The 25477-nt window shown below is 39.4% G+C and carries 23 protein-coding genes, 1 tRNA gene and 1 other RNA gene; 7 read left to right on the forward strand and 18 right to left on the reverse strand.

What is annotated here, in order from left to right; translation table 11 throughout:
• Positions 1-123: 123 nt before the first annotated feature.
• Positions 124-200 (reverse strand) — tRNA-Asp (locus PR809_RS13335).
• A gap of 154 nt (positions 201-354) precedes the next feature.
• A complete protein-coding gene (dnaQ, locus tag PR809_RS13340; protein WP_102139069.1) occupies positions 355-1116 on the reverse strand; it encodes a DNA polymerase III subunit epsilon in 762 nt (253 codons plus the stop codon).
• Positions 1117-1170: 54 nt separating this feature from the next.
• Here dnaQ and rnhA point away from each other — a divergent pair, with 54 nt between their 5' ends.
• Positions 1171-1641, forward strand: coding sequence for a ribonuclease HI (rnhA, locus tag PR809_RS13345; protein WP_102139057.1), 471 nt, complete (start codon positions 1171-1173; stop codon positions 1639-1641).
• On the opposite strand, the gene PR809_RS13350 is transcribed toward rnhA, so the two are convergent.
• Complete coding sequence (locus PR809_RS13350; protein WP_206277068.1) at positions 1638-2372, reverse strand: class I SAM-dependent methyltransferase; 735 nt, start codon at positions 2370-2372, stop codon at positions 1638-1640. The genes rnhA and PR809_RS13350 overlap by 4 nt on opposite strands.
• A gap of 40 nt (positions 2373-2412) precedes the next feature.
• On the opposite strand from PR809_RS13350, the gene gloB reads away from it, so the two are divergent.
• The 4 genes from gloB (at position 2413) to PR809_RS13370 (ending at position 5795) form a co-directional block, all read left to right on the forward strand.
• Positions 2413-3168, forward strand: a complete 756-nt coding sequence (gene gloB / locus PR809_RS13355) for a hydroxyacylglutathione hydrolase (RefSeq protein ID WP_102139055.1) — start codon at positions 2413-2415, stop codon at positions 3166-3168.
• Between the two features lie 81 nt (positions 3169-3249).
• Positions 3250-4620 carry a murein transglycosylase D gene (gene mltD / locus PR809_RS13360; protein ID WP_102139054.1) on the forward strand — a complete coding sequence of 457 codons (1371 nt, stop codon included), beginning with the start codon at positions 3250-3252 and terminating at the stop codon, positions 4618-4620.
• Positions 4621-5148: 528 nt separating this feature from the next.
• Complete coding sequence (tomB, locus tag PR809_RS13365) at positions 5149-5517, forward strand: Hha toxicity modulator TomB (RefSeq protein WP_102139053.1); 369 nt, start codon at positions 5149-5151, stop codon at positions 5515-5517.
• 74 nt (positions 5518-5591) lie between these two features.
• Complete coding sequence (locus PR809_RS13370) at positions 5592-5795, forward strand: HHA domain-containing protein (RefSeq protein WP_102139052.1); 204 nt, start codon at positions 5592-5594, stop codon at positions 5793-5795.
• Between the two features lie 319 nt (positions 5796-6114).
• Here the strand turns inward: PR809_RS13370 and ffs are convergent.
• An RNA gene (gene ffs / locus PR809_RS13375) (signal recognition particle sRNA small type) lies at positions 6115-6211 on the reverse strand.
• A gap of 142 nt (positions 6212-6353) precedes the next feature.
• Positions 6354-6812: a YbaY family lipoprotein gene (locus tag PR809_RS13380; RefSeq protein ID WP_166266729.1), complete on the reverse strand. Its 459-nt coding sequence runs from the start codon at positions 6810-6812 to the stop codon at positions 6354-6356.
• Between the two features lie 239 nt (positions 6813-7051).
• Between PR809_RS13380 and tesB the strand changes: the two genes are divergently transcribed.
• On the forward strand, positions 7052-7921 hold the full coding sequence (tesB, locus tag PR809_RS13385; protein WP_166266727.1) for an acyl-CoA thioesterase II: 870 nt from the start codon (positions 7052-7054) through the stop codon (positions 7919-7921).
• A 139-nt stretch (positions 7922-8060) separates the two neighbouring features.
• On the opposite strand, the gene amtB is transcribed toward tesB, so the two are convergent.
• The 5 genes from amtB to PR809_RS13410 all read right to left on the reverse strand — a co-directional run bounded on the left by amtB (position 8061) and on the right by PR809_RS13410 (position 13932).
• Positions 8061-9308 carry an ammonium transporter AmtB gene (gene amtB / locus PR809_RS13390; protein WP_272524545.1) on the reverse strand — a complete coding sequence of 416 codons (1248 nt, stop codon included), beginning with the start codon at positions 9306-9308 and terminating at the stop codon, positions 8061-8063.
• Between the two features lie 49 nt (positions 9309-9357).
• Positions 9358-9696, reverse strand: a complete 339-nt coding sequence (gene glnK / locus PR809_RS13395) for a P-II family nitrogen regulator (RefSeq protein WP_004905421.1) — start codon at positions 9694-9696, stop codon at positions 9358-9360.
• 172 nt (positions 9697-9868) lie between these two features.
• Positions 9869-11653 carry a SmdB family multidrug efflux ABC transporter permease/ATP-binding protein gene (locus PR809_RS13400; RefSeq protein WP_206276465.1) on the reverse strand — a complete coding sequence of 595 codons (1785 nt, stop codon included), beginning with the start codon at positions 11651-11653 and terminating at the stop codon, positions 9869-9871.
• The gene (locus PR809_RS13405; protein WP_102139047.1) at positions 11650-13395 is read right to left on the reverse strand and encodes a SmdA family multidrug ABC transporter permease/ATP-binding protein; all 1746 of its coding nucleotides are present in this window, start codon (positions 13393-13395) and stop codon (positions 11650-11652) included. Before PR809_RS13405 ends, PR809_RS13400 begins: the two co-directional genes overlap by 4 nt.
• Positions 13396-13470: 75 nt before the next feature.
• Positions 13471-13932, reverse strand: a complete 462-nt coding sequence (locus PR809_RS13410; RefSeq protein ID WP_004905429.1) for an Lrp/AsnC family transcriptional regulator — start codon at positions 13930-13932, stop codon at positions 13471-13473.
• Between the two features lie 276 nt (positions 13933-14208).
• Between PR809_RS13410 and queC the strand changes: the two genes are divergently transcribed.
• A complete protein-coding gene (queC, locus tag PR809_RS13415; RefSeq protein WP_102139046.1) occupies positions 14209-14889 on the forward strand; it encodes a 7-cyano-7-deazaguanine synthase QueC in 681 nt (226 codons plus the stop codon).
• A gap of 68 nt (positions 14890-14957) precedes the next feature.
• Here queC and PR809_RS13420 read toward each other — a convergent pair whose 3' ends face one another.
• From PR809_RS13420 to tig, 8 genes are all read right to left on the reverse strand, one after another.
• Positions 14958-15386, reverse strand: coding sequence for an acyl-CoA thioesterase (locus PR809_RS13420; RefSeq protein ID WP_102139045.1), 429 nt, complete (start codon positions 15384-15386; stop codon positions 14958-14960).
• A gap of 192 nt (positions 15387-15578) precedes the next feature.
• Entirely contained in the window at positions 15579-15950 is a 372-nt protein-coding gene (locus PR809_RS13425) for a ComEA family DNA-binding protein (protein ID WP_166266721.1), read from the reverse strand.
• Between the two features lie 144 nt (positions 15951-16094).
• Positions 16095-17966 (reverse strand): peptidylprolyl isomerase, encoded by a 1872-nt coding sequence (gene ppiD, locus PR809_RS13430; protein ID WP_102139043.1) that lies wholly within the window; start codon positions 17964-17966, stop codon positions 16095-16097.
• A 175-nt stretch (positions 17967-18141) separates the two neighbouring features.
• Complete coding sequence (gene hupB / locus PR809_RS13435) at positions 18142-18417, reverse strand: nucleoid-associated protein HU-beta (protein WP_004914513.1); 276 nt, start codon at positions 18415-18417, stop codon at positions 18142-18144.
• Positions 18418-18652: 235 nt separating this feature from the next.
• Positions 18653-21091 (reverse strand): endopeptidase La, encoded by a 2439-nt coding sequence (gene lon, locus PR809_RS13440; RefSeq protein WP_166266719.1) that lies wholly within the window; start codon positions 21089-21091, stop codon positions 18653-18655.
• 206 nt (positions 21092-21297) lie between these two features.
• Positions 21298-22575 (reverse strand): ATP-dependent protease ATP-binding subunit ClpX, encoded by a 1278-nt coding sequence (gene clpX, locus PR809_RS13445; protein WP_094962144.1) that lies wholly within the window; start codon positions 22573-22575, stop codon positions 21298-21300.
• Positions 22576-22688: 113 nt separating this feature from the next.
• On the reverse strand, positions 22689-23309 hold the full coding sequence (gene clpP, locus PR809_RS13450; RefSeq protein WP_004905443.1) for an ATP-dependent Clp endopeptidase proteolytic subunit ClpP: 621 nt from the start codon (positions 23307-23309) through the stop codon (positions 22689-22691).
• A gap of 559 nt (positions 23310-23868) precedes the next feature.
• Positions 23869-25173 (reverse strand): trigger factor, encoded by a 1305-nt coding sequence (gene tig / locus PR809_RS13455; RefSeq protein WP_102139041.1) that lies wholly within the window; start codon positions 25171-25173, stop codon positions 23869-23871.
• Between the last annotated feature and the right edge of the window lie 304 nt (positions 25174-25477).

Consider the following 25477-nt stretch of genomic DNA (forward strand, 5'->3'; position numbering starts at 1 on the left):
AAAATGTATTGTTTATAAATTCAACAAAAAAGTGATACAAAAAAGAAAGGAACTCTCATGCAGCTAAATACTGTCATGCTAAAAAAAAACGCCACGCTAATTTATTAGCGTGGCGTTATAATTTGGCGGAACGGACGGGACTCGAACCCGCGACCCCCTGCGTGACAGGCAGGTATTCTAACCAACTGAACTACCGCTCCTGATGTTCCCTGTTGGGAACGCCATGCATATTACGAAGACTTGAAGAACTCGTCAACACTTTTTCTTGTAAAATCGCGCAGTTGAGCAGTTTTTAGCCTTTGAAAGGGCTCATAATGTAAATCCATTCGCATGCATTAATAATAAATTCAATTATTAATGTAAATTTTCAGCTTCATCAGAAGATTGCCGCCAAAGACAGGGTTTCCCGCCCTTCTTATCAACAATATCCAACCGAGCTTCATGAGCAATGAGCTCCTCATCAGAAGCAAAAATGACTCTAAGACCACTCTGAGGACGCTCAATCCTTTGAATTTCATACTCTTGCTCATTATTAGCAGATTCTGAATCCATCGAAAATGACAATGAAGTTTGCCCACCCGTCATTGCCAAATAGACATCTGACAGGATCTCGGCATCAAGTAACGCCCCGTGCAGTGTTCGTTTAGCGTTATCAATTAAATAACGGTCACATAGCGCATCCAAGTTATTCCGTTTACCTGGAAAAAGTTTACGAGCCAATACTAAGCTATCAGTGATAGTGCAAAACTCTTGTGTAGGCGGAATACCTTTATTGAGTTTACGGAATTCATAATCCATAAACCCGATATCAAAGGGAGCATTATGAATAACAAGTTCAGCTCCTCGAATAAATTCAAGGAATTCATCTGCAATTTCTGCAAAAACGGGTTTATCTTGTAAAAATTCGTCACTGATCCCATGAACTTCAAATGCTTCAGGGTCAACTAAGCGATCAGGCTTAATATAGACGTGAAAGTTACGCCCTGTTAAACGACGGTTAATAACTTCAACCGCACCAATCTCAATAATGTTGTGGCCTTCATAATGAACCCCAAGCTTATTCATACCCGTGGTTTCAGTATCAAGGACAATTTGTCTGGTTATCACCGTGCTCATAATGTTTTTTTGTGTCAAACTAGAGGTGAATGAATAATATAGAGTGTACCAGAAATGACAAAGCAGGTAGAAATTTTCACGGATGGTTCCTGTTTGGGCAATCCAGGCCCTGGAGGATACGGGGTGGTTCTTCGTTATCAACAACACGAAAAAACCTTAAGCGATGGTTATTTTATGACCACAAACAATCGTATGGAACTACTTGCAGCCATTGTCGCTCTTGAATCCCTAAAGCGGCCTTGTGATATTATTTTAACCACAGATAGCCAATATGTACGCCAAGGGATCACCCAGTGGATCCACAGTTGGAAGCGCAAACAATGGCGCAAAGCCGATAAATCACCCGTGGTGAATGTGGATTTATGGAAACGCCTCGATGAAGCAATTCAAAGACATACTATTGATTGGCGCTGGGTCAAAGGCCATGCCGGTCACCCTGAAAATGAAAAATGTGATGAGCTGGCTCGTGCTGCGGCTTCAGCACCGACCAAAGAAGATACCGGTTACCAACCCGCACAAAATTAAGAAGGGTCGTTTATCTTCATTGATTTACTGATCTCCTTCGCAGCACCAAGCGCGGTTCCAATCTTAACCTTTGGTTGTTTGAATTTTAGTGGTGTCGGAGTTAATGGACAAGTCCGTTTCCGCGCCACAATCACACTTAGAGCACCAATCCCCCCACAGCTTTTATTCACTCGCCTTTGTGCGCTCAACCAAGGGATTACTTGGCAATTACGATGATATAAAACTTCATAGTTTAATAAACTTAGCCAATCAAATACCCTGACAGATGGAAAAAAACGGCTACAATAAGGCTGCCGTTTACGCAAAACAGGTACGAGTTTCGCCATTCCGACAAGACTAAAAGGGTTAAAACCTGAAATGATTAACCAGCCATCATCAATTAGCACCCGGTCAACTTCCCGTAAAAGCCAATGAGGGTCATGGCTATAGGCCAAGCAGTGAGTCATTAGGCAGGCATCTATAGATTTTTGGGTTAATGGTAATGCTTCGGGCTTGGCGATAAGATTAAAACGAGGGTCACCAGTGCCAACATTAAACTGATGGGAAATTAGGCAATCGTCGGTATGGATTTCAGTACTTAAATGGCCTAACTTAAGCAAATGAAAGCCGAATATCTTCGGCCACCAAGGGCTAAGTTGATTTTCTATAGCTTGACGGTATTGTTCCCCAAAAGGAATATCAGACCAACTAACAGGCATTTGAATTTTTTTATCAATACGCGCAGGCTTCATGAAATTCCCCTATTAACTATTAGCAAGTATCGAGGTCATTATGGAGTTAATTCGAGTACCCGCTTTAAACGATAACTACATTTGGGTTTTAGTCGATAGCCACCAACAGTGTATCATCGTTGACCCAGCAGAGGCAGAGCCCGTGCTTGAAATAATGACAGCCAAGCAACTAGCTCCTGTCGCCATCCTGCTAACTCACCACCATAATGACCATACTGGCGGTGTAAAAGGGATTTTAAGCAAATTTACAACACTTCCGGTTTTTGGCCCACAAGAAACCCAATCTAAAGGGGCAACAGAAATAGTCGAAAACGGTGATAAGGTTATAATTAACGAGTTCAATCTACAGGTTATTTCATTATCAGGCCATACCTCTGAGCATATCGGCTTTTACCAAGCACCTTATCTATTCTGTGGTGACACCCTATTTTCCGCGGGTTGCGGACGGATATTTGAAGGAACCCCCGAGCAAATGTTCGAATCTATCCAAAAAATTGCCGAGCTTCCTGATGAAACCTTAATTTGCTGTGCTCATGAATATACTTTATCTAATCTTAAATTTGCACACCATGTATGGCCTGAAAATGAAGCCATCACTCAATATTTACAAAAAATAACGCAAATACGTGACAAACATCAACCAACAGTACCCACTTCATTGAAAACAGAGAAAAAAATTAATATCTTTCTGCAATGCGATAACGTTCAATTACAGAAAAAACTCAATATTAACGTACAAAATCCACCTTTAAGGGCTGTTTTCACCCTGTTGCGTCAATTAAAAGACCAATATTAAAGTTTAATGATTGTCATATCGGGGTGGGATAAGTATTATTGTTCGACTTTTAAACATCAAAATGAAGAACAATAGAAAAGAATGAAGATAATCGCGACGCTTATCGCCGTTGTTCTGTTGGCCGGATGCCAAACTGCCCCGAAAAAAATTAAGCAGAACAAAACTCCAACTAACCATACAATTGAAACTGTTGCACCACATAACCAAGCAGCCAGTCGACAATTACCCAAAGCCGATTATGACTTATGGGGCTATATTAGCGATGAACTAAAAATGGATATCCCTGACAAACCTCAAGTTAGGGAACTCGCAAACAGTTATTTAGATAAACAACGTTTTGTCTACGATGTGGCATTAAGAGCTGAGCCATACATGTACCTCATCGTAGACGAAATTAATGAGCGAAATTTACCTATGGAATTAGCTTTAATTCCTATTGTTGAAAGCTCATTTAATCCTAAAGCGACCTCCCCAGCACAAGCTGCTGGTCTATGGCAAATCGTTCCTATCACGGCACGCTCATATGGTCTAAAACAGACACAATGGGTTGATGAACGCAGAGATGTGGTTTCTTCAACTAAAGCAGCCTTTGACCTTCTCGAAAACTTAAATGTTATGTTCGGCCATGATTGGGAGCTCACTCTTGCGGCCTATAACTGTGGAGAAGGTTGCGTACAAAATGCTATCAAGAAAAATGAAGCTGCCGGGTTACCTACTGATTTTTGGTCACTCTCTTTACCAAAAGAAACTAAACAGTACGTACCTAAAATCTTAGCGCTTAGCCAAGTATTGAAAAACCCTGAAAAGTATCAAGTTAATTTACCGACAAGTAATAAAAATAGAGCACTCACTCAAATTGATGTCGGCCAACAAATCACGTTATCTCAAGCAGCAGAGCTGGCTGGGCTAACAGTTGAATCGGTAAAAACATATAATTCTGGCTATACACGTGGCATAACATCGCCAAATGGCCCTCATTATATTATGTTGCCTACCGCGAAAGCTGAACAATTCAAAATATCACTGTCAGACCAAGATGTTTTAAACACGATCCGTTTAGCTGCGCAACAAAATCAGCAGATAAAAACAGTACAACCCACCGCAATTTCGAGTGCGCGTCAAAATAGGGCTAAAATAGCCACATATAAGGTGCGCAAAGGTGAGTCCGTCGCAAGTATTGCAAAAAAATTCAATACTACCGCGAAGAATATTCAAAAGCTAAATGGGTTAAAAACCGCAAGCGTTATCAAGCCTGGGCAAGTATTAAAAGTTTCAAATACAGCGTCTACGGTGAGCAATCGTAAGGCAAAAACTTATAAAGTAAGGAAAGGCGATTCCTACTATAGCATTGCGAAACGTCATGGCATAAAACTCAATGACCTAATGACGTGGAATTCCGGTGTTAAAATGGCCGACCTGAAACCCGGGGTAACCTTGAACCTCTACCTTTAAGTTATGCTTAACAAAAAAAGCTTTTGTCTATTTCAGGCAGAAGCTTTTTTATTTTTTAATTCTGTTATTAGTAAAAATAAATTATTTGAATGAATTAAATGGGATAATAATTTTTATAACATCTTTTGTATAAACACTTCATATTCACCGCACTAAAATAACTGATGGGTAAACTATAATATAAATGCTTCATGAAATTGAGTTTAAGCAGAACATACACAACTCAAACTTCAACCACCCACTAATAAATTAGAAAAAAGTAGTTTATTGGTGGTGACATATGTGATAATAATGCTATTATTATATCGCGGCTAGTTTAGTCCGAGCTGCCAGTCCGTATTCGAACATCGCTTATGTATTATATTAATAATCTTCGAAAAGTTTAACGAACTAGCAATAATCTTATATTTTTCAATATATTAATGAACAACTTTTATATTGAACATAGGTGCTTTAATTAGTTAACATGATATTATTATTGATAAAAAATACACACAGCAAAAGTCAGATTCGCCTACGGAGGTGATTATGGATGAATACTCACCCAAAAAACATGATATAGCAGAGCTAAAATACTTATGTAATAGCCTCAATAGAGATGCTATTTTAAGCTTACAAAAAACAAATACACACTGGATTAATGACTTAAGCTCCCCTCAAAGCGCAGCCTTGAATGAGCTTATTGAACATATCGCTGCATTTGTATGGCGGTTTAAAATCAAATATCCAAAAGAGAATCTTGTTATATCACTTATCGAAGAGTACCTCGATGAGACCTATGACTTATTCGGTAGCCCGGTCATCACGCTCAGTGAAGTTATAGACTGGGAAGCAATGAACCAGAGTCTTGTCGCTGTGCTGGATGATGACCTAAAATGTCTAACCAGCAAAACCTAAAGATATTATTTATCTTTAGTTCAAACTATAAAACCATATATTAATAAGTAATTTTGCACAAAAGAAAGGGTATTATGACCAAATTTGATTATCTGATGCGTTTAAGAAAATGCACAACAATTGAAACTCTTGAGCGTGTCATTGAAAAAAACAAGTATGAATTATCTGATGATGAGCTAGAGCTATTCTACTCCGCAGCAGATCACCGCTTAGCTGAACTCACAATGAATAAGCTTTATGATAAAATCCCAGCTTCTGTTTGGAAGTTTGTTAGATAATACCTCATTAACACGCACAGATAGTGAATGGTTATGGCCGGTAAACCCACTTATCGGCTGGACGCGATGTAATTATTGTTAGCATTATAATTATGCTAATAAAAACCTTTACTGCTTTTCATTTCAATCTACTTTTTTCTTATCATAATAATTAATGTTGTATTCTTAACCTTTCTTTTTTAACTTTTGAATTTATTTAAGTTAATGAACTTAATTTACATTTATAAAAATAAGAAAAGAACAATTAAAGATTATATTCATAACAAATTAGAATATATGGATTGATATGCAGAGAAGAGTACGTAGAATTGGGTGGGAGCCCTGCCAGCGACATCCCGGCACACACGACCCCTGCTATGGCTGCTTCCTTCCAGACCTGACCAAGTTAACAAGTTAGTGTTGCGGGAGAACCAACAGAGCCCCCATTGATTGCTTCTTTCAAAGCAGGGGCATTATGCTTGATAGTCGTTGAAATAGCAAGAAACCCATGATTAAGTGACGATTTATTACACAAAGAACCTTTGAAAATAGCGACTCAACTAAGAAATCGCTTATTCGCTAGTTTGCAGATACCATCAATAATTCAACATTTTTTGTGATGCCGTTATTGATAACCTCTACAACACTATCACTAATATATAATAATTTTCCATCAGCGTTCACGGTTGCATTAACAACGAGTGTACCTTCCTGCCTAACTTCATTTTTTTGGTAAGTGAGCTCAAAGGGAATTGTCGGGCGATTGTTCACTGAATTATAATATTTTTGAGATAATATTAGGGCTGGCAAGTCCGCCACCGTTGTATCCGCCAGAGTAATTGTAACAACCGCACCTTCAGGTAAAGCAGTATTCTGTAAAATGACAACACGGCCCTCGATTTTCCCTGAATCTACCGTCTGATTATTATTACTATTTTTAGCATTAAGTGCTTTTTCGTTGGGCTTTGTGCTATTCCCTTCACAACTAACCAATATTAAAAGTACTAATAAGCTAACAATGTAGCGAAAAAACTTCATAGTTATTACCTATAATACAATGTTTACTAAAACATTTTTAAATAATCGGAATAGACAAATCATTTTCTGATTGGTGAATAATAAAAAGTATAGCTAATATTGGTAGAATAATACATTTATATTTCCAAATGTAACAATGCGTAACCTGAATTTATTCGATAACAATTAACCTACCTATTCAGGATAAATAATGGGAAAATACGAGTATCTCATTCACATATAACAGAACTAAGATGACTATGAGCCCAGAATTACAGAATTTAATTAGCCTAATCGAACTCGAAAAAATTGAAGAAGGTATTTTTCGGGGACAAAGTGAAGACCTTGGTTTGCCTCAAGTTTTTGGCGGACAAGTTGTTGGACAAGCCATGTATGCAGCGAAACAAACCATACCTGAAGAGCGAGCGATTAATTCTTTTCATAGTTATTTTTTACGTCCAGGCGATAGCTCACGTCCTATTGTTTATGACGTTGAAATTTTACGCGATGGCGGAAGTTTTAGCGCACGTCGAGTGAGCGCCATTCAAAACGGCAAGCCTATCTTCTTTATGACCGCATCATTTCAATCTCAAGAAGAAGGTTATAATCATCAAAACTTGATGCCGGATGTACCACCACCGACTTCGTTAATTTCTCAAGATGATATTGTGCAAAGTTTGGCTGATAAATTGCCAGAATCAGTTAAAAAATATGCTCTTAGGCCAACTCCCTTTGAATTTCGTCCTGTTGAGTTTTACAGCCCATTCGATTCCGCACCTCAAGAGCCGTTTCGTTATATTTGGTTTAAAGCGAAAGGACAGTTACCGGATCTACCTTCGCTGCATCACTATTTGTTAGGTTATGCATCTGATTACAATTTCCTTCCAGCCGCATTGCAACCGCATGGTAGAGGCTTTATGGAACGAGACCTACAAGTCGCAACGATTGATCATTCAATGTGGTTCCATCGTCCATTCAAAATTGATGATTGGTTACTGTATGCCGTAGAAAGTCCCTCGGCATCTGGTGGAAGGGGTTTTGTTAAAGGACAAATCTATAATTTACAAGGTGATCTTGTTGCAACCGCAGTCCAAGAAGGTGTAATTCGGCATAGGCAACCCCATAAATAAAGCGGAGTTTCGAGTAAGTGATTACTTACTTAGAAAGGTAGATGAGTCGGTTTAAAAAGGTAATGGCAGCCAGCAATAAGCTGCCATTATCAATTTACACAAAGCACAGTATTATCCTGTAATTATCATTACATTAAGATTAATTGTAGGCACTTTCACCATGAGAAGTAATATCTAAACCTTCCCTTTCTTTTTCAACATTAATGCGTAAACCTGAAGTTTTCGCTGCCACTTTAAATGCGATATAAGCAACGACTGCGGTCCAAACAACACAAACTAGTATGCTAACAGCTTGAATTCCGACTTGCTTCATCATCGTAATACCCTCCGCAAAACCACTTCCTCCTAATGCCGTTGAAGTAAATACCCCCGTTAGTAAACAACCTAAAATCCCGCAGACACCATGAACCCCAAAAACATCGCAAACATCATCAACTTTTAATCGACGCTTTAAAATCACAACACCCCATAAACCCGCCAGCCCAGACAATACCCCTATAATTAATGCCCCACCGACCCCAACCGTTCCTGCCGCTGGCGTAACCCCAACTAACCCAGCTAAGCAACCAGAGCAAGCACCTAATAATGAAGGTTTTTCCCTGAAAAGCCACTCAGCTAAAGTCCATGATAAAATAGCACCAGCCGCAGCTGCGATAGTGTTCACAAACGCTAATGCAGCGATACTATTAGCACTTCCGGCCGAACCTGCATTGAAACCAAACCAGCCAATGAATAGTATGGATGTTCCCATAAACACCATAGGTAAGTTATGTGGTTTAATAGCCTCTTTTCCTAACCCAGTACGATGCCCAAGTAAGTAAGCACCAACTAAACCGGCAACAGCCGCATTAATATGAACAACCGTACCCCCAGCAAAATCTAGTGCGCCATCTTGCGATAAAATACCGCCGCCCCATACCATGTGTGCCATTGGTAAATAAGCAAATGTCGTCCAAATAATCGTAAAAATTAAAATTGCAGAAAATTTAATTCGCTCCCCTAGTGCACCAACCACCAATGCGACCGTTAAGCATGCAAATGCCCCTTGAAAAACAACGTGAATAAATTGAGGGATCGGTCCAGATAAGCTTTCAACAGTGATATTTTTTAACATAATCTGACTAAAACCACCGATAAAATCATTTCCCTCACTAAAAGCTAAGCTGTACCCATAAACAATCCAAATAACAGACACTAAAGCGAAAATAACCGCGGTTTGAGCCATTAAAGAAAGAACATTTTTGCTTCTTAGTAGCCCACCATAGAATAATGCGATACCTGGAAGTATCATGAAAATAACTAAAGCAGTCGCTATCATCATAAATGCGTTATCCGCTTTATCTAGGATTTCCTCTGCTGCAAGCACCGTTATTGGAAAACTCCCCATTGATATCAATAGACATAAGTATTGGAACCCTTTGCGCATAATTGCTCTCCTACAGTGCTTCGTCTTGTTTTTCACCTGTACGAATACGTACAGCTTGCTCTAATGACAAAATAAATATTTTTCCATCCCCGACTTGGCCCGTATAAGCTTTTTTTTCGATTGTTTCAATTACCTGTTCTACTAACTCATCAGAAACCGCTATTTCCATACGTACTTTAGGTAAAAAATCGACAGTATATTCAGCTCCTCTATATAATTCGGCATGTCCTTTCTGTCGTCCAAACCCTCGAACTTCAGTAATAGTAAGCCCTTGAACACCAATATCTGATAGTGCTTCTCGGACTTCATCTAATTTAAATGGCTTAATGATTGCGATGATATATTTCATGCTCACTCCTATAAGTCAGGTGAATAAGCCGCTCAATATCTTGAACAGCACTAACGTTATAGCAAATCGTGTGCCAAAATATATTTATCCATATTATTCAATAGGAAAGAACAAAATAAAAAACCACTCGAATGAGTGGCTTTAGGTCTTGCATTATAAGAGTGCAGAATAATTAACTAGTTATACTCTCAATTTCAGCATCACAACGGGCATTCAATGATTCCCCAACTTGTTGCAACTGGTACATTTGATAATAACGTCCTTTTTGCTGTAAAAGCTGCAAATGTTTACCTTGCTCAACAATTGCACCACGATGTAACACAACGACTTGATCAGCATCGACGATTGTCGATAAACGATGAGCTATCACGACGAGCGTAGTATGTTGACGGATCATTCGTAATGCTTTTTGTATCGCTTGCTCAGTCCCTGAGTCAATATTCGCCGTTGCTTCATCCAAAATTAAAATTTTAGGTGTGACCACAAGTACTCGAGCCATCGCTAGTAATTGTCTTTGCCCAACAGACAAGGTGTTTCCTTGTTCACCAAGTACGGTATCTAGCCCATCAGGTAACCCACGAACTAACTCAGCAAGCTGAACAGTTTCAAGAACTTCCCAAACTTTATCTTGGCTAATCTCACGCCCTAGTGCGACGTTATCAAAAAAAGAAGCCGCAAGGACAACAGGGTCTTGTTGCACCATCGCAATACCATGACGTAAAACTTGGTGAGATAGTGAACTCAAGTCACGTCCATCTAATAAAATATCCCCTTCCTGCCATGGGTAATACCCCATAATTAAATTTGCAATGGTACTTTTACCGCTCCCAGTATGACCGACCAATGCAACAAAATTATTATCAGGTACGTGTAAATTAATATCTTTAAGTACCATTTTGTTATCACGGTAAGCAAAAGATAAATGGTTAATTGAGATTGAGCCACCTTGTAATGGCTCAATACTTTCCCCATAGCCTTGTTGCGGGCTATCCATGAGTTCAAAAACACGCTCACCTGAAACAACCGCTTGCTGAAGCATCGATTGCTGAGAAGTTAATTCGATAAGCGGTTCATTCAAACGACCTAAATAGTTAATAAATGCATATAAGACACCAACACCAATGGTAGTCGTTCCTTCAAACCCAAATAGCAATAGCAAGCCACACAATACTGAAGCTGAAAGTAAACTTAGTAATGGCCTTAATAGTAAGCCATCAAGTTTTAATGCTTTCATTCTTGCAAAATAATGGTCTTGACTAATACTTTGCATTTTTTCGCCAAACCTAGCCTGTTGGATAAATTGCTGAATAACCGTCATTCCACTAATGACTTCGTTAAAACCGTTGTTAATATCCGCAAGATAAGATCTGACACGACGTACAATCGGTGTACTTAAGCGCTGATAAACAAGCATCACCACAAATACAGCAGGAAAAATCATCACTGCAATTGATGCCATACGCCATTCCAATGAAAACATAGCAACTAACATGGCACAAATCAGGGCTAAACTCCGAAACACCGTCGGCACAACCATCACAAATAGATCTTTAATCACTTCAGTATCATTTGTAACTCGTGAAATCAATTGGCCAACAGGTTGTTTATCAAAGGCACTCAAAGGCTGCCTAAGGGCGGCATTCATCACATCTGTTCGTAATGTTTGCACGACTCCCACAGAAGCTTTATTAAATAAAATAATTTGATAGTAATGTAATAATGCAGCAATAACTTGAAGCAATATAAAACCAACGGCCATATATAAAGCCAGTGGCATGATGATTTGCTTTTTCGCAATCATGTTATCAATAAAATAACTGATCAGCAGAGGCCCGCTGACCTCCGCAATAGCGGCTAACCATAGCATTGCAATAGCAATCCCCATGGTGCCTCGATGCGCTTTTCCGTAAGAAAGTAAACGCTTAAGTGCTGGCCATAGTGGTTTCTTTTCGCTCATAGCTCACCATCCAACGCCGCTTCAATCTGTTGGTACTGATACATATCTTTATACCAACCCGACTGTGCAATAAGCGCTTCATGCCTACCTCGGCTAATAATCGCACCTTGAGATAGCACAATAATATTGTCTGCTTCTACCAATGCAGATAGACGATGAGCGCTAATTATCATGGTTCTACCCTGCCGCCAATGACTTAAGTTTTGTAAAATCGTAAACTCGGTCTGCCCGTCAACGGCAGAAAGTGCATCATCTAACACCAAAATTTCTGCATTTTGTAAGATTGCCCTTGCAATAGAAATTCGTTGTTTCTGCCCACCAGACAACATAACTCCACGTTCACCAACCTGAGTAGAATAGCCTTCCGGTAAACGTAAAATATCATCATGTACACAAGCGACACGCGCTGCCTGCTCAATTTCTTCCTGAGTGGCATTAGGTCGCCCAAGTGCGATATTGCCTGCAACTGTATCTGAAAATAAAAATGGAGATTGATTTACGATAGATAACCGAGCACGCCATTCATTTAAACGGACCTCAGATAGTGGTAAACCTTGATAGAGGATTTCCCCTTCCGTAACATCAAATTGGCGCTGCAATAACGTCAACAATGTTGATTTCCCAGCCCCTGTTGGCCCACAGATCCCCAAAAATTGCCCAGGTTTTAGGTCAAACCGAATATCATGTAATGCTATTCGTGTGGTTTCTGGATAACTAAAATTGATGATATTCACATTCAAGTTTCCCTTTTCAGGCTGTAATGAATGCGAGCCATCCTGAATAACTAACGGTTCATTGAGTAAACTTAGAATACGACTATAAGCTGCACTACCTCGTTCAACGATATTAAACATCCATGCGAGCGCTAGCATTGGCCAAATCATTAATCCTAAATACATCACAAAGCTCGTTAATTCACCTAACGTCAATGTGTCGTTTAACACCATCCAGCTGCCACCTGCAATAGCGAGTAAATTGGCCATACCAATCGCCATAAAAATGGTGGGATCAAAACGCGCATCAACTTTAGCAACATGCATATTGCGACGTCCAGCCTCAGTGGCTACCTGTTCAAATTGATTCGATTGATGATCTTCAAGGCCAAAAGCTTTAATCATACGGATACTTGTTAAACTTTCTTGCGCATGATTATTTAAAGACGAAAATGCCCCTTGAGCATGCTTAAAACGCTGATGAAGCTGGTCACCATAACGCTTAATGACTAGTGCCATAATTGGCATTGGAATAAGTGCTAGTAAAGTCAGTTGCCAACTAATTTCAACACTCATCATGATGAGCACCGCACACCCCATCACCAATGAGTCAACTAATGTTAAAACACCTTCACCAGCTGCAAACACAACTCGGTCAACATCATTCGTCGTGCGTGCAATTAAATCCCCTGTTCGGTACTTAAGGTAAAACTCTTGATTTTGCAGACTTAATTGCCGATAAAATTTTTGTCGTAGCTGTACGGCTAACTTATAAGAAGCACCAAATAACCATAAACGCCAAACATACCGCAAACCATACACAACCAGTGCAATCAACAGCATGACTGAAACATAAGTAATCAACTGCTTTGTTGGCATTGCCCCTTTACTTATTCCATCAACAACCACACCAACGATGCGTGGAGGGACTAATTGTAAGATAGCAATAATAATGAGAAAACAAACAGCACCGAGATAGCGCCGCCACTCACTCAAAAAATACCAACCTAGTTGTGAAAATAATCGCACGTAATACTGCCTTGAATATATTGATTTAATGATGCCTAAAAATGAGAAGCCGTAATCATCTACGTTATTACGGAGTTAATCAGGAATAGGCAATACTGTCGTATACTTGATTTTTTCCATTGCAAAACTTGAAGTCACATCGATTAAACCATGAACACCATTGACGAGTTTTTTATAAAATAAGTCATATGATTTCATGTCATGCACTTCTACTTGCATAAGGTAATCATACTCCCCAGCCATACGATAAAACATCAGAACTTCAGGAAGTTGACTGACAAAAGAAACAAATTGCTCATACCACTCACTATTATGATGCTGTGTTTTAATTGTCACAATTACCGTTAAACCTAAACCTAGCTTCTCACCGTCGAGTAAAGTCACTCGCCCTCGAATATAGCCCTCATCTTCAAGCCTTTTTAATCTTTTCCAGCACGGCGTAGATGTTAAATTAACAGCTTCAGCAAGGGTGTTTAGGGATAGGCTACTGTCATTTTGCAATAAACAAAGCAGCTTTTTGTCTATTTTATCTAGCATGATTGCTCTCTTGACTTAGGTGTAAGTACTTTTGTCGTTATTGTATTAGCTACATAACCATATTATGCAAAATTGAATAATTTAAAAACAATAAAGATGTTACCAAATGTCGTGATTATAGAATATTTTTATATGAATAACCAAATTCGCATATGAATAGTACTTCAATCAAACTCACTTTGTAAAAATAGAACTATTAATTACACCTTAGTATCGTTAACATGCTTCACTCTCTTCCCATCACATTTTAAAATGATATATCACCAAGGAGTACCTATGAAACGCGCAGTTGTGGTTTTCAGCGGAGGCCAAGACTCAACAACCTGTCTTATTCAAGCTTTGCAAAACTATGATGAAGTTCATTGTGTGACTTTCGATTATGGCCAGCGCCACCGTTTTGAAATCGAAGTCGCACAGAAGTTAAGCGTATCTCTAGGTGCTACAGCGCATAAAGTCTTAGATGTTACATTACTCAATGAATTAGCAATCAGCAGCTTAACTCGAGATAACATCCCAGTCCCTGATTTCACAGAAAGCGAGTCGAGCGGCCTGCCTAGCACTTTCGTACCTGGACGTAATATTTTATTTCTCACTCTCGCAGCAATATACGCCTATCAAGTCCAAGCAGAAGCGGTGATAACCGGTGTATGTGAAACCGATTTTTCAGGCTATCCCGATTGCCGTGATGAGTTTGTCAAAGCACTCAACCATGCTGTAGACCTCGGCCTTGCCAAAAATATTCGCTTTGAAACACCGTTAATGTGGCTGAATAAAGCCCAAACATGGGCTCTTGCCGACAGTTATGGTCACCTTGAGACCATTAGGCAGCAAACACTGACTTGTTATAATGGCATCCAGGGTGACGGTTGTGGTGAATGTGCAGCCTGTCATTTAAGAAGCAGGGGCTTAGCTGAATATCTAAATGATAAAGAAACCATCATGCTATCATTAAAATAAAAGCACTAATAAGTTAATCAAACACGTGGCCTACCATGCCCTATTCATAACTATTCAAGCTAGGTAGGCTAATTTTGAATGAAATCTTCAGAACCCACCTTGAATGACTCTAACTTCTCACGCAGCTGTTCATCGATAACAATCGCTTTATTCTCTATATTATCGATAAAAACAAACGTCACATAGGCATCTGAAACAACCTCTTGAACGCCTGCTTTATTACGAATAATTTGTTGATAACATACTGCGCTTTTACTTCCTATTTTATCCATACGAGTCACTACCGTCAGCTCATCACCAAGTAATACGCCTTGGATATAATTTACATTAATGTTCACTGCAGCCATTGTTAAATTATTTTTTATAGCCCAGTTAATGAAATTACGTTTATTCATCCATTCCCATCGGTCCGCTTCGTAAAATTCTAAATATCGTGCATTATTAACATGTTGAAAAACATCTATATGATAACCATGAACTTTAATATGTGTTGTCATAACTACTCCGACCAGTTTATTTTCCGATAACATAAAAATAACAAATGTACGGAAAATATGCTGAATGATTATCAATAATAAGACTTAGCTCTCAAATTATTTATAAGAGGTTTAGTTTTCTGCTCAATTATTAACCTTTAATATAATTCACCCATACTATATTCCCCCCATACTTTGTATGGGGGATTTTAGTTACAAAGTTAACTTACCTTTATTCTTTTCTAAAAATGCAGGACCAATCCCCTGAACCTCTAAAATGTTTTCAATGGAATTAAAAGCACCATATTTTTGCCTATATTCAACAATTGCTTTCGCTTTTTGCCTACCGATACCCGTCAATTTTTCTGCGAGTTCTTCTTCACCCGCTAAGTTGATATTGACTTTGTCAGACTGGCCATGGCTCGTCGATGGTGAGTTATTACTTACTTGTTTCTCTTGAATGACAGCCGCAGTGGCTTTTTCTGGCTCAATTTTCTTAGCCAAAGAAAAAAAAGAGAATGAGCATAATAAAGAAAGGAGCAGAACAATACCTAATCTGCATTTATTGACTGAATTCCATAACATATTTGTTCTCCTGTGTATGTTGAGATACAACGATGCCATAGAAAAATACGGAACACTTTTCAATAATATTAAAAATACGAAAGGCCACCCAAAGGTGGCCTTCTAATCATGAAGTTACAATTTTATTTGCGAAGCCGTTCGCAATTATTCAATATTCAGCACTTCAATTTTTGCATTCTCACGCAAGTTAAGCATCAGAGCTTCGTTAACTGCAGAACTCATTGCACCTTGGTATTCACGGGTCAGTTGTTTTAACTCTTCATCCGTTGGTTGGCCTAATGTGACTTTATCTAACTGAATAACCACATAGTTATCGGACTCATCACGCGCAAGTGCATAACTTGGTTTACCATCAACAGGTTGTGACATTTCCATTGTCGCATTGATAACCGCTGTTTGTGGCATTAATCGAGAAACAGTCTGAACTTCAGAAAGTTTAACACCAGCAGCATTTAAAGCTTCAGCCCCTTTACCTGCTTTTAACTCAGCAAGTAGTTTATCGCCCGTCGTTTTCAACTCTGCATCGGCTTTTTGACGTTTAACCAGTGTTTCAATTTCTGACTTAACCTGTTCAAAAGGTTCAACACTTTCAGGTTTATACTCTGTTACACGTACAACAAATGCACGGTCACCTTCCACGTTAATCACGTCAGAGTTAATCCCTTTAGAACCATTTTTATCCACTAAACGGTCGCTAAACACTTCACTGACCACTTTAGGGAAATTAAGTGCAGCAGGTGGATTTGTTCTATCAAACCAATCCGTTGTCACCGCTTTCAAACCAGATACAGATTCAACTGATACTAATGATTCCATATCACTCGTAGCCGCTTCACTGACTTTTTGCTGTAAATCATAGAATTGTTTAATGTTTTTATCTTGAAGTAAGCTAGTTTTAATACTTTCTTCAACTTGCTCAAACGGTTTAATAGATTCAGGTTTAATATCATCTAAACGGAAGATAACATAGCTATTTTGTGATTTAACAGGTGCTGAAAGTTGCCCTTTTTCTGTTAATTTTGCATCTACAATTTCGATTGGCGTTGATGCAGCTTCCATCCAACCAATCAGGCCCTTTTGCCCTGCACTGAATTTATCCGTTGATTTTTCAGTTGCTAATGTTGCAAAGTCCGCGCCTTGTTTTAATTCATTCAGGATATCATTCGCATCCTTTTCAGAATCCGCCTGAATCATACTGTACTGTTTTTGCTCTGCCTGAGTATAATTTTTCAGGTTTTGCTCATAATACGCTTTTACTTCTTCATCAGACACTGTGGCTGGAGGCATTGATGCAGCATCCATCTCAACATAGCTTACTTGTACTTTCTCAGGTGAGATAAAGCTATTTTGGTTAGCATCATAGTAGGCTTTTAATTCTTCTTCAGAAGCTGTTTGCTTCGCTTGAACTTCTGCTAAATCTAAGATTGCAGTACGAATTTCACGTTCTTGCATAAATAATTCAGCATATGCTTTAACTTCTGATGGTAAAGCGAAATCCGTTCCAGTAAAGGTTTTTCCTAACTGAGCTCGTGTAAGGTCTTGGCGAATTTGAGCTGCGAGGCTATCCGCGTTAATGTTGTTGCGGCTTAAAATCTCACGATATTTTTCGCTATCAAACCGGCCATCTGTCTGGAAAACAGGCATTGAGAAAATATATTGCTCAATTTGCTGATCACTTGCTGAAAGTTGTAGTTCATTAGCATACTGATTAATCAGTTCATTGTTAATCAAGTTATCGAGAGCTTGGCGGCGCAGTAAATTCATACTTTCTTCATTACTAGCGACTTCTGAAAATTTATCTCCCAGATACTCTTGTAATGATTGGCGCTCTTGTTGAAAAGCCTGCTGTAGCTGTTCTCGGCTTATTGACTGCCCGTTAACTTCAGCTGCATTATTTGCACTGTTGCCACCAAGGCCACCCATCATAACGCCACCCAACACGAATGAAAGGATAATCAGCGCCAGTATTATTTTGAGCAAAGGACTATTCGCCTTTGTGCGTAAATTTTCCATCATAAAAAGGCTTAACTCCGCTTTGTTGAATTCAATTTCCTGATAATACGCTAATCTTAACTCAGAAAGAAAAAAAAGCGCACCATTTCAATGGTGCGCTTATATATTAGCTGATTAAAGACATTCCGTCAGTTTGAGTTTTCGCAAAAATACGAGAAAGACAAACTTAAATACCTAATTAGCTATTTACAGCGTCTTTAAGACCCTTGCCTGGACGGAAAGCAGGAACTTTCGCCGCAGCTATTTTAATTTCTTTACCCGTTTGAGGGTTACGGCCTGTACGTGCTGCACGCTCACGAACAGAGAAAGTCCCAAAGCCAACTAGAGCAACATCGTCCCCTTTACTCAAAGAACCCGTTACAGTAGCAACGAACGCGTCAACAACACGACCTGCTGCAGCTTTAGAAATATTCGCATCAGAAGCGATTTGATCAATCAGTTGAGCTTTATTCACTCTTATCATCCCCATATTAGTTGGACTATAAATCTCTTAATTAACTATAATTAACTATAGCAGTTATTAGTATAGTTAATTAATATGCAGCCGTTATATCAATCCTGATTACCAATGGCAAGAGAACAGATTGCATACAAACAATTATCAGAATCATCGTTAAATTAGCGATGAAAAAAAAGGCTGACAAGCTCTAAATTAGCTGTCAGCCTTAATTTTATACAAACTTCTTGATTCAGCTCACTCTTTTAGCTTTCTTTTTAACTACTTCAGCGCCAAAAGGAGGGTTAACTAAAGCCAAAGAAAGAACTTCTTCAATTGTTTTCACCGGATGAATTTCGAGATCCGCGATCACATTTTGAGGAATTTCCTCTAAATCACGTTCGTTTTCTTTAGGGATTAATACTGTTTTAATCCCACCACGATGTGCAGCTAATAATTTCTCTTTCAGACCGCCTATCGGGAAAACTAAACCTCTTAACGTAATTTCACCTGTCATTGCCACGTCGGCTCTAACTGGGTTACCGGTTAAGCAAGAAACTAAAGCAGTTGACATCGCAATACCCGCACTCGGGCCATCTTTTGGCGTCGCCCCTTCCGGCACGTGAACGTGAATATCACGCTTTTCATAGAAATCGCTATTGATACCCAGTTTTTCTGCTCGAGCTCTAACAACCGTTAATGCCGTTTGGATAGACTCCTGCATGACTTCACCTAAAGAACCGGTGTAAGTTAGTTTACCTTTACCAGGTACACATGCAGTTTCAATAGTAAGTAAGTCACCACCAACTTCTGTCCAAGCTAGGCCTGTAACTTGCCCAACACGGTTTTCTGTATCTGCTTGGCCATAATCAAAACGGCGAACACCCAGATAATCTTTCAGGTTATCAGCGTTGATTTCAATGTGCTTAAGCTTTTTGTCCATCAGTAGCGCTTTAACTGCTTTACGGCACAATTTAGAGATTTCACGCTCTAAACCACGGACGCCAGCCTCGCGAGTGTAATAACGAATGATGCTCATTAGAGCACTATCGTCGATAGTTAACTCATTCTTTTTCAACGCATTACGTTCAATCTGCTTAGATAACAAATGTTTCTTCGCAATATTCAGTTTTTCATCTTCTGTATAACCAGAAAGACGGATAACTTCCATACGATCTAACAATGGCGCAGGAATGTTCATCGAGTTCGATGTTGCAACAAACATCACATCAGACAAATCATAATCCACTTCTAAGTAGTGATCGTTAAATGCAATATTTTGTTCTGGATCAAGTACTTCTAATAGTGCAGAGGCAGGATCACCACGCATGTCAGATGACATTTTGTCAATTTCATCCAGTAAAAATAGTGGGTTTTTGACCCCTACTTTTGCCATTTTCTGGATCAACTTACCAGGCATTGAGCCAATATAGGTACGACGGTGACCGCGAATTTCAGCTTCATCACGTACCCCACCTAATGCCATACGGGTATATTGGCGACCCGTAGCCTTAGCAATAGATTGCCCCAAAGAGGTTTTACCCACACCAGGAGGCCCAACTAAACAAAGAATCGGCCCTTTAATTTTACTTACACGGCTTTGCACTGCCAGATATTCTAAAATACGGTCTTTCACACGCTCTAAACCGTAGTGATCGGTATCTAACACTTCTTGGGCTTTCACTAAGTCTTTTTTGACTTTGCTACGTTTATGCCATGGAACCTGCACCATCCAATCGATATAACTACGGACTACGGTAGCTTCCGCTGACATTGGAGACATCATTTTCAGCTTCTGCAATTCTGCTTCTGCTTTTTCTTGTGCCTCTTTTGGCATTTTCGCTTCTTCGATTTTACGTTTTAGCGATTCATATTCATCTGGCGCATCATCCATTTCGCCTAGCTCTTTCTGAATAGCTTTCATTTGCTCATTCAGATAATACTCGCGCTGGCTTTTTTCCATCTGTTTTTTAACACGATTACGGATGCGTTTTTCGACTTGCAGCAACTCAGTTTCTGACTCCATCATGGCCATCAAAAACTCAACACGCTCAGCGATATTCGCCATTTCTAAAACGCGTTGTTTATCCGCTAATTTTAGTGGCATATGAGAAGCAATGGTATCCGCCAGTTTATCTAGCTGATCTTGCTCTATTGCATGTAATGCGGTTAATACTTCAGGTGGGATCTTTTTATTCAGCTTTATATAGCTTTCAAACTGACTAACGATAGTGCGATACAATACTTCGTTTTCTTTTTCATCAAGTGCGTCTGATGATTGAGAACCCGCTGTCGCTTCATCATACGCAGCGTGTTCAGACTCATTATTTTGTTCTGTTGCCAAATATTCCGCTTGCGCTAAGAAATATTCGCCATTATCTGTCAAACTGGTAATACGTGCGCGTCGTAGACCTTCAACAAGGACTTTAACGGTGCCATCAGGCAGTTTTAACATCTGAATAACAGACGCGACTGTACCGACAGCAAATAAATCATTCACCCCTGGCTCATCAGTCGAGGCTTCTTTTTGCGCAACCAGCATTACCTGCTTGTCATGATCCATCGCTGCTTCCAGACTGTGAATGGATTTTTCACGTCCAACAAACAGTGGGATCACCATATGTGGGTATACCACTACATCACGCAGAGGCAATACTGGTATTTCAATGCGTTCAGAACGCTCAGGATTCATAAAGCTCTCTCTTCGTTTAGCTCACGCTAGTTTAAGGGTTTCTCTCTCTTGTTCTAAAATTGCTGTCTAAAACAAGGAAACCACACCTCAGAATATAAACTATATGGGGACAAGATTTTAGCATTCAATGGTTAGTTGAACATAAAAAACAAAATGAGGGAAACCCCTCATTTCGTTTGATTAACTATTGAACATTTTATATGGGATTAGTTATCGCCAGAAGCTTGAGCATCAGGTTTGCTATAGATTAAAAGCGGTTCTGATTGTTCATTAATGACGTTTTCATCAACGACAACTTTTTCAACATCACTCATTGAAGGGAGATCATACATCGTATTCAACAATGCAGCTTCAACGATAGAACGTAAACCACGAGCTCCAGTTTTACGTGCCATTGCTTTCTTAGCGATGGCTTTTAATGCTTCCTCACGGAATTCAAGCTCAGTGTTTTCAAGACTAAATAAAGCTTGATATTGTTTCGTTAATGCATTTTTAGGTTCTTGCAGAATCTGAATCAGAGCTTCTTCACTTAGTTCAGTTAATGTTGCAACAACAGGTAAACGGCCAATAAATTCAGGAATTAAACCAAATTTGATTAGATCTTCTGGCTCTGCCTGAGTTAATAATTCGCCTTCTGTTGCTTTATCTGACTCACCTTTCACTTCTGCAGCAAAACCAATACCTGAGCGGGTATTCAAACGCTGACCGATAACTTTGTCTAGCCCTGCAAATGCCCCGCCACAAATGAAGAGGATCTTTGAAGTATCAACTTGCAAAAATTCTTGCTGAGGGTGCTTACGCCCCCCTTGTGGTGGCACTGCCGCAACAGTTCCTTCAATAAGTTTAAGAAGTGCTTGTTGCACACCTTCCCCAGAAACGTCACGGGTAATTGATGGGTTATCTGATTTACGTGAAATTTTATCGATTTCATCAATATATACGATACCACGTTGAGCTTTTTCAACATCGTAATCGCATTTTTGTAGTAATTTTTGAATGATATTTTCAACGTCTTCACCGACATAACCAGCTTCAGTTAATGTCGTTGCATCAGCCATTGTAAATGGCACATCCAAATAACGCGCTAGCGTTTCAGCTAAAAGCGTTTTACCACTACCTGTTGGGCCAATTAGCAAAATATTACTTTTGCCTAATTCAACACCATCACTGGTTTTATCACCATTACGTAAGCGTTTGTAGTGGTTATATACCGCAACAGCTAAAACTTTCTTCGCTTTTTCCTGACCAATAACATAGTCGTCAAGATGCTGTCGAATTTCATGTGGCGTAGGCAGTTCACTACGCTCACGATGCGGCGTAAGTTCTTTTATTTCTTCGCGGATGATATCGAGACATAAATCTACACATTCATCACAAATATAGACTGACGGACCGGCAATCAGCTTGCGCACTTCATGCTGACTTTTTCCGCAGAAAGAGCAGTAAAGCAGTTTTCCTGTCCCCTCTTTGCGTTTATCTGTCATCAGTTGACCTCACTTTTATCCATATTGTTTTGTTTTCGTTCATTTAAAAACAAAACAACGATTTTCTTTAAAATAGTTTATGGTATGAACTAATTATACCAAAAGTTAACCCATTAACGGCTACTATAAATTTGGTCGACTAAACCATATTCTTTTGCTTCATTTGCAGATAAGAAACGGTCACGCTCTGTGTCTCGGGTAATTTCTTCAATGGATTTACCAGTATGCAGAGCCATTAACTCGTTCATTCGAGATTTCACTTTAAGAATTTCTTGGGCGTGGATTTCGATATCTGACGCTTGGCCTTGATAACCCCCTAACGGTTGGTGGATCATCACGCGTGAATTTGGTAAGCAGAAACGTTTACCTTTTGTACCCGCTGTCAATAAAAAAGCCCCCATGGAACAAGCTTGTCCCATACAAATAGTACTTACATCAGGCTTGATAAACTGCATCGTATCGTAAATTGACATACCTGCGGTAATTACACCACCCGGTGAATTAATATACAAATGAATATCTTTTTCAGGGTTTTCTGCTTCAAGAAATAACATCTGAGCGACGATTAAATTCGCCATATGGTCTTCCACTTGACCTGTCAGGAAGATAATACGTTCTTTTAATAGACGTGAGTAAATATCATACGAGCGCTCACCACGAGAAGTCTGCTCTATGACCATAGGCACAAGGGCCATTTGAGATGCTAATTGTTCCTGACTGCCAAAATGTGACATCGAAATCTCCTATTAAAACGTTCTGGTGCTTGCGCCTAATTTGCTGTCTGCCTGCTATTTTGAGCAGAGTTCATGCCACAAACAACGGTTTTAAAAAATTCCTGTGTCTGCAAGCTCTTTCACTCCTCTTATTTTTCTAGTTTAGCTAATATTTAACCAAATTACTGACAAAATAAGAAGAAAATGCAGCTAAGTATGCTGCAGTAAACAAGACGCTCTTTAAAAGAGTTTAACACAAGTCTATTGGGTTACACGGAATTATACCATTAGAAAACCATACTTGATTTTCAAGGATGACGAAATAACTCAATTGGTTAATATCATCGTTTTCGGCAATATTAAGCGGTAAAAAGACAATATTAAGCTATTCAAAATAGTTTAAATCGCAATTAAGGCCCCACTTAGACTACTGAAGTATAGATAATATAATTAGGGTTTAAATGTGTTTTTCAAGGGTTTCCTAATTAAATTCGCTAAAGTGATAATTTAAAGGCTTTAATTGACAAAAAACCCGTAGTAGCACACCACGGGTTTCATTATTTTGCACAGCAAGAAAAAATTAACCTGCTTGAACTTGGTTCATCAGTTCAGTGAAGTTAGTTTCTTTTTCTGTCACTTTAGCAACAGCTAATACTGTTTCAACAGCTTGTTCTTCTAAAGCTAAGTTACGAACACTGTTCATCAGCTCTTCGTTTTTGCTGTAGTATTCGATAACTTCAGATGGATCTTCATACGCGGAAGCCATTTCTTCGATCAGTGCTTTAACACGATCTTCATCAGCTTTCAGTTCGTTTTTGTTGATCACTTCACCTAACAGCAGACCGATCACTACGCGACGTTTTGCTTGTTCTTCAAACAGTTCACGAGGTAATTCCATCGCTTGTTTTTCGTCACCACCAAAGCGTTGTGCCGCTTGACGACGCAGAACATCAATTTCACCATCAACAACTGCTGCTGGTACTTCGATGTCGTTAGCTTTGATTAAGCCATCCAGAACTTGGGCTTTAACACGGTTACGCACAGCATTTTTCAGCTCACGCTCCATGTTTTTACGTACTTCTGCACGCAGGCCATCTAAAGAGCCATCAGCGATACCAAAACGCTTGATGAATTCTTCAGTGAACTCAGGCAGTTCACGCTGTTCTACTTTCTTCAGAACGATAGCAAATTTCGCTGCTTTACCTTTCAGGTTTTCAGCATGGTAGTCTTCTGGGAAGTTAACTTCGATATCGAATTCTTCACCCGCTTTATGACCCACAACACCTTCTTCGAAACCTGGGATCATACGACCTTCGCCCATAACCAGAGCGAAATCTTCTGCTTTGCCGCCTTCGAATTCTTCACCATCGATAGAACCGGTAAAGTTGATAGTGATGCGAGAGTCAGCTTCTGCTGCCGCTTCAACTTCTTTCCACTGCGCTTGTTGCTTACGCAGAGTTTCTAACATGTTTTCCAGATCTTCGTCTTTTACAGAAACTGCTGGTTTTTCAACTTCGATAGTTTCTAAACCTGCTAATTCGATTTCTGGGTAAACTTCGAATTCAACTGAATACACAAAATCTTTACCATCTTCGAGTTGCTCTGGCTTGTAGCTAGGTGCACCCGCTGGATTGATTTTTTGCTCAATAATTGCATTGATGAAGTTACGTTGCATTACATCGCCCAGAACGTCTTGCATAACAGACGCACCGTAACGCTGTTTAACGATGTTCATTGGTACTTTTCCTTTACGGAAACCATCAACACGTACTTTTTTAGCAACACTAACTAATTCGCTATTAACTGCTTTTTCAATATCAGTGGCAGGAACGGTGATTGTTACACGACGCCCAAGGCCTTGAGTCGTTTCAACAGAAACTTGCATCTTCTTACCTCAAAATAAATCTTAGTGATCGGTCTACTCCAGAGTTATGCCATTAAATCATAACGGCTGTCTCCCTTCCAGAACCGGGGGCGTTACTTTCGTAACGGTCAATCCCTGATATCAGAAGCGTCCCGAAACCTTACTGAAAATTAGACGCAGCATTATACCGATGCATGCGCCCTGAGTCGAGAAAAGCTGAGAAAAGAAGCGTTTTTTCCTCTTTATTTGTGACTTTTCTGACTAAATTTTTTGTTTTTTCACCTAAATTGAAGAAAAAACATTCACCAAACTCATAATTAAGCAT

The organism is Providencia sp. PROV201, assembly GCF_028479545.1.
GTDB classification, from domain to species: Bacteria; Pseudomonadota; Gammaproteobacteria; order Enterobacterales; family Enterobacteriaceae; genus Providencia; species Providencia huaxiensis.

Coding starts and splice junctions, on each gene's coding strand:
- rnhA (WP_102139057.1), top strand. CDS start 1,171: ATGACAAAGCAGGTAGAAATTTTCACGGATGGTTCCTGTTTGGGCAAT.
- PR809_RS13425 (WP_166266721.1), bottom strand. CDS start 15,950: ATGTTATGGAATTCAGTCAATAAATGCAGATTAGGTATTGTTCTGCTC.
- glnK (WP_004905421.1), bottom strand. CDS start 9,696: ATGAAATATATCATCGCAATCATTAAGCCATTTAAATTAGATGAAGTC.
- PR809_RS13350 (WP_206277068.1), bottom strand. CDS start 2,372: ATGAAGCCTGCGCGTATTGATAAAAAAATTCAAATGCCTGTTAGTTGG.
- mltD (WP_102139054.1), top strand. CDS start 3,250: ATGAAGATAATCGCGACGCTTATCGCCGTTGTTCTGTTGGCCGGATGC.
- queC (WP_102139046.1), top strand. CDS start 14,209: ATGAAACGCGCAGTTGTGGTTTTCAGCGGAGGCCAAGACTCAACAACC.
- PR809_RS13410 (WP_004905429.1), bottom strand. CDS start 13,932: ATGCTAGATAAAATAGACAAAAAGCTGCTTTGTTTATTGCAAAATGAC.
- clpX (WP_094962144.1), bottom strand. CDS start 22,575: ATGACAGATAAACGCAAAGAGGGGACAGGAAAACTGCTTTACTGCTCT.
- PR809_RS13380 (WP_166266729.1), bottom strand. CDS start 6,812: ATGAAGTTTTTTCGCTACATTGTTAGCTTATTAGTACTTTTAATATTG.
- PR809_RS13400 (WP_206276465.1), bottom strand. CDS start 11,653: ATGAGCGAAAAGAAACCACTATGGCCAGCACTTAAGCGTTTACTTTCT.
- PR809_RS13420 (WP_102139045.1), bottom strand. CDS start 15,386: ATGACAACACATATTAAAGTTCATGGTTATCATATAGATGTTTTTCAA.
- tig (WP_102139041.1), bottom strand. CDS start 25,173: ATGCAAGTTTCTGTTGAAACGACTCAAGGCCTTGGGCGTCGTGTAACA.
- ppiD (WP_102139043.1), bottom strand. CDS start 17,966: ATGATGGAAAATTTACGCACAAAGGCGAATAGTCCTTTGCTCAAAATA.
- gloB (WP_102139055.1), top strand. CDS start 2,413: ATGGAGTTAATTCGAGTACCCGCTTTAAACGATAACTACATTTGGGTT.
- clpP (WP_004905443.1), bottom strand. CDS start 23,309: ATGTCACATTTTGGCAGTCAGGAACAATTAGCATCTCAAATGGCCCTT.
- tesB (WP_166266727.1), top strand. CDS start 7,052: ATGAGCCCAGAATTACAGAATTTAATTAGCCTAATCGAACTCGAAAAA.
- dnaQ (WP_102139069.1), bottom strand. CDS start 1,116: ATGAGCACGGTGATAACCAGACAAATTGTCCTTGATACTGAAACCACG.
- lon (WP_166266719.1), bottom strand. CDS start 21,091: ATGAATCCTGAGCGTTCTGAACGCATTGAAATACCAGTATTGCCTCTG.
- PR809_RS13370 (WP_102139052.1), top strand. CDS start 5,592: ATGACCAAATTTGATTATCTGATGCGTTTAAGAAAATGCACAACAATT.
- amtB (WP_272524545.1), bottom strand. CDS start 9,308: ATGGGGAGTTTTCCAATAACGGTGCTTGCAGCAGAGGAAATCCTAGAT.
- tomB (WP_102139053.1), top strand. CDS start 5,149: ATGGATGAATACTCACCCAAAAAACATGATATAGCAGAGCTAAAATAC.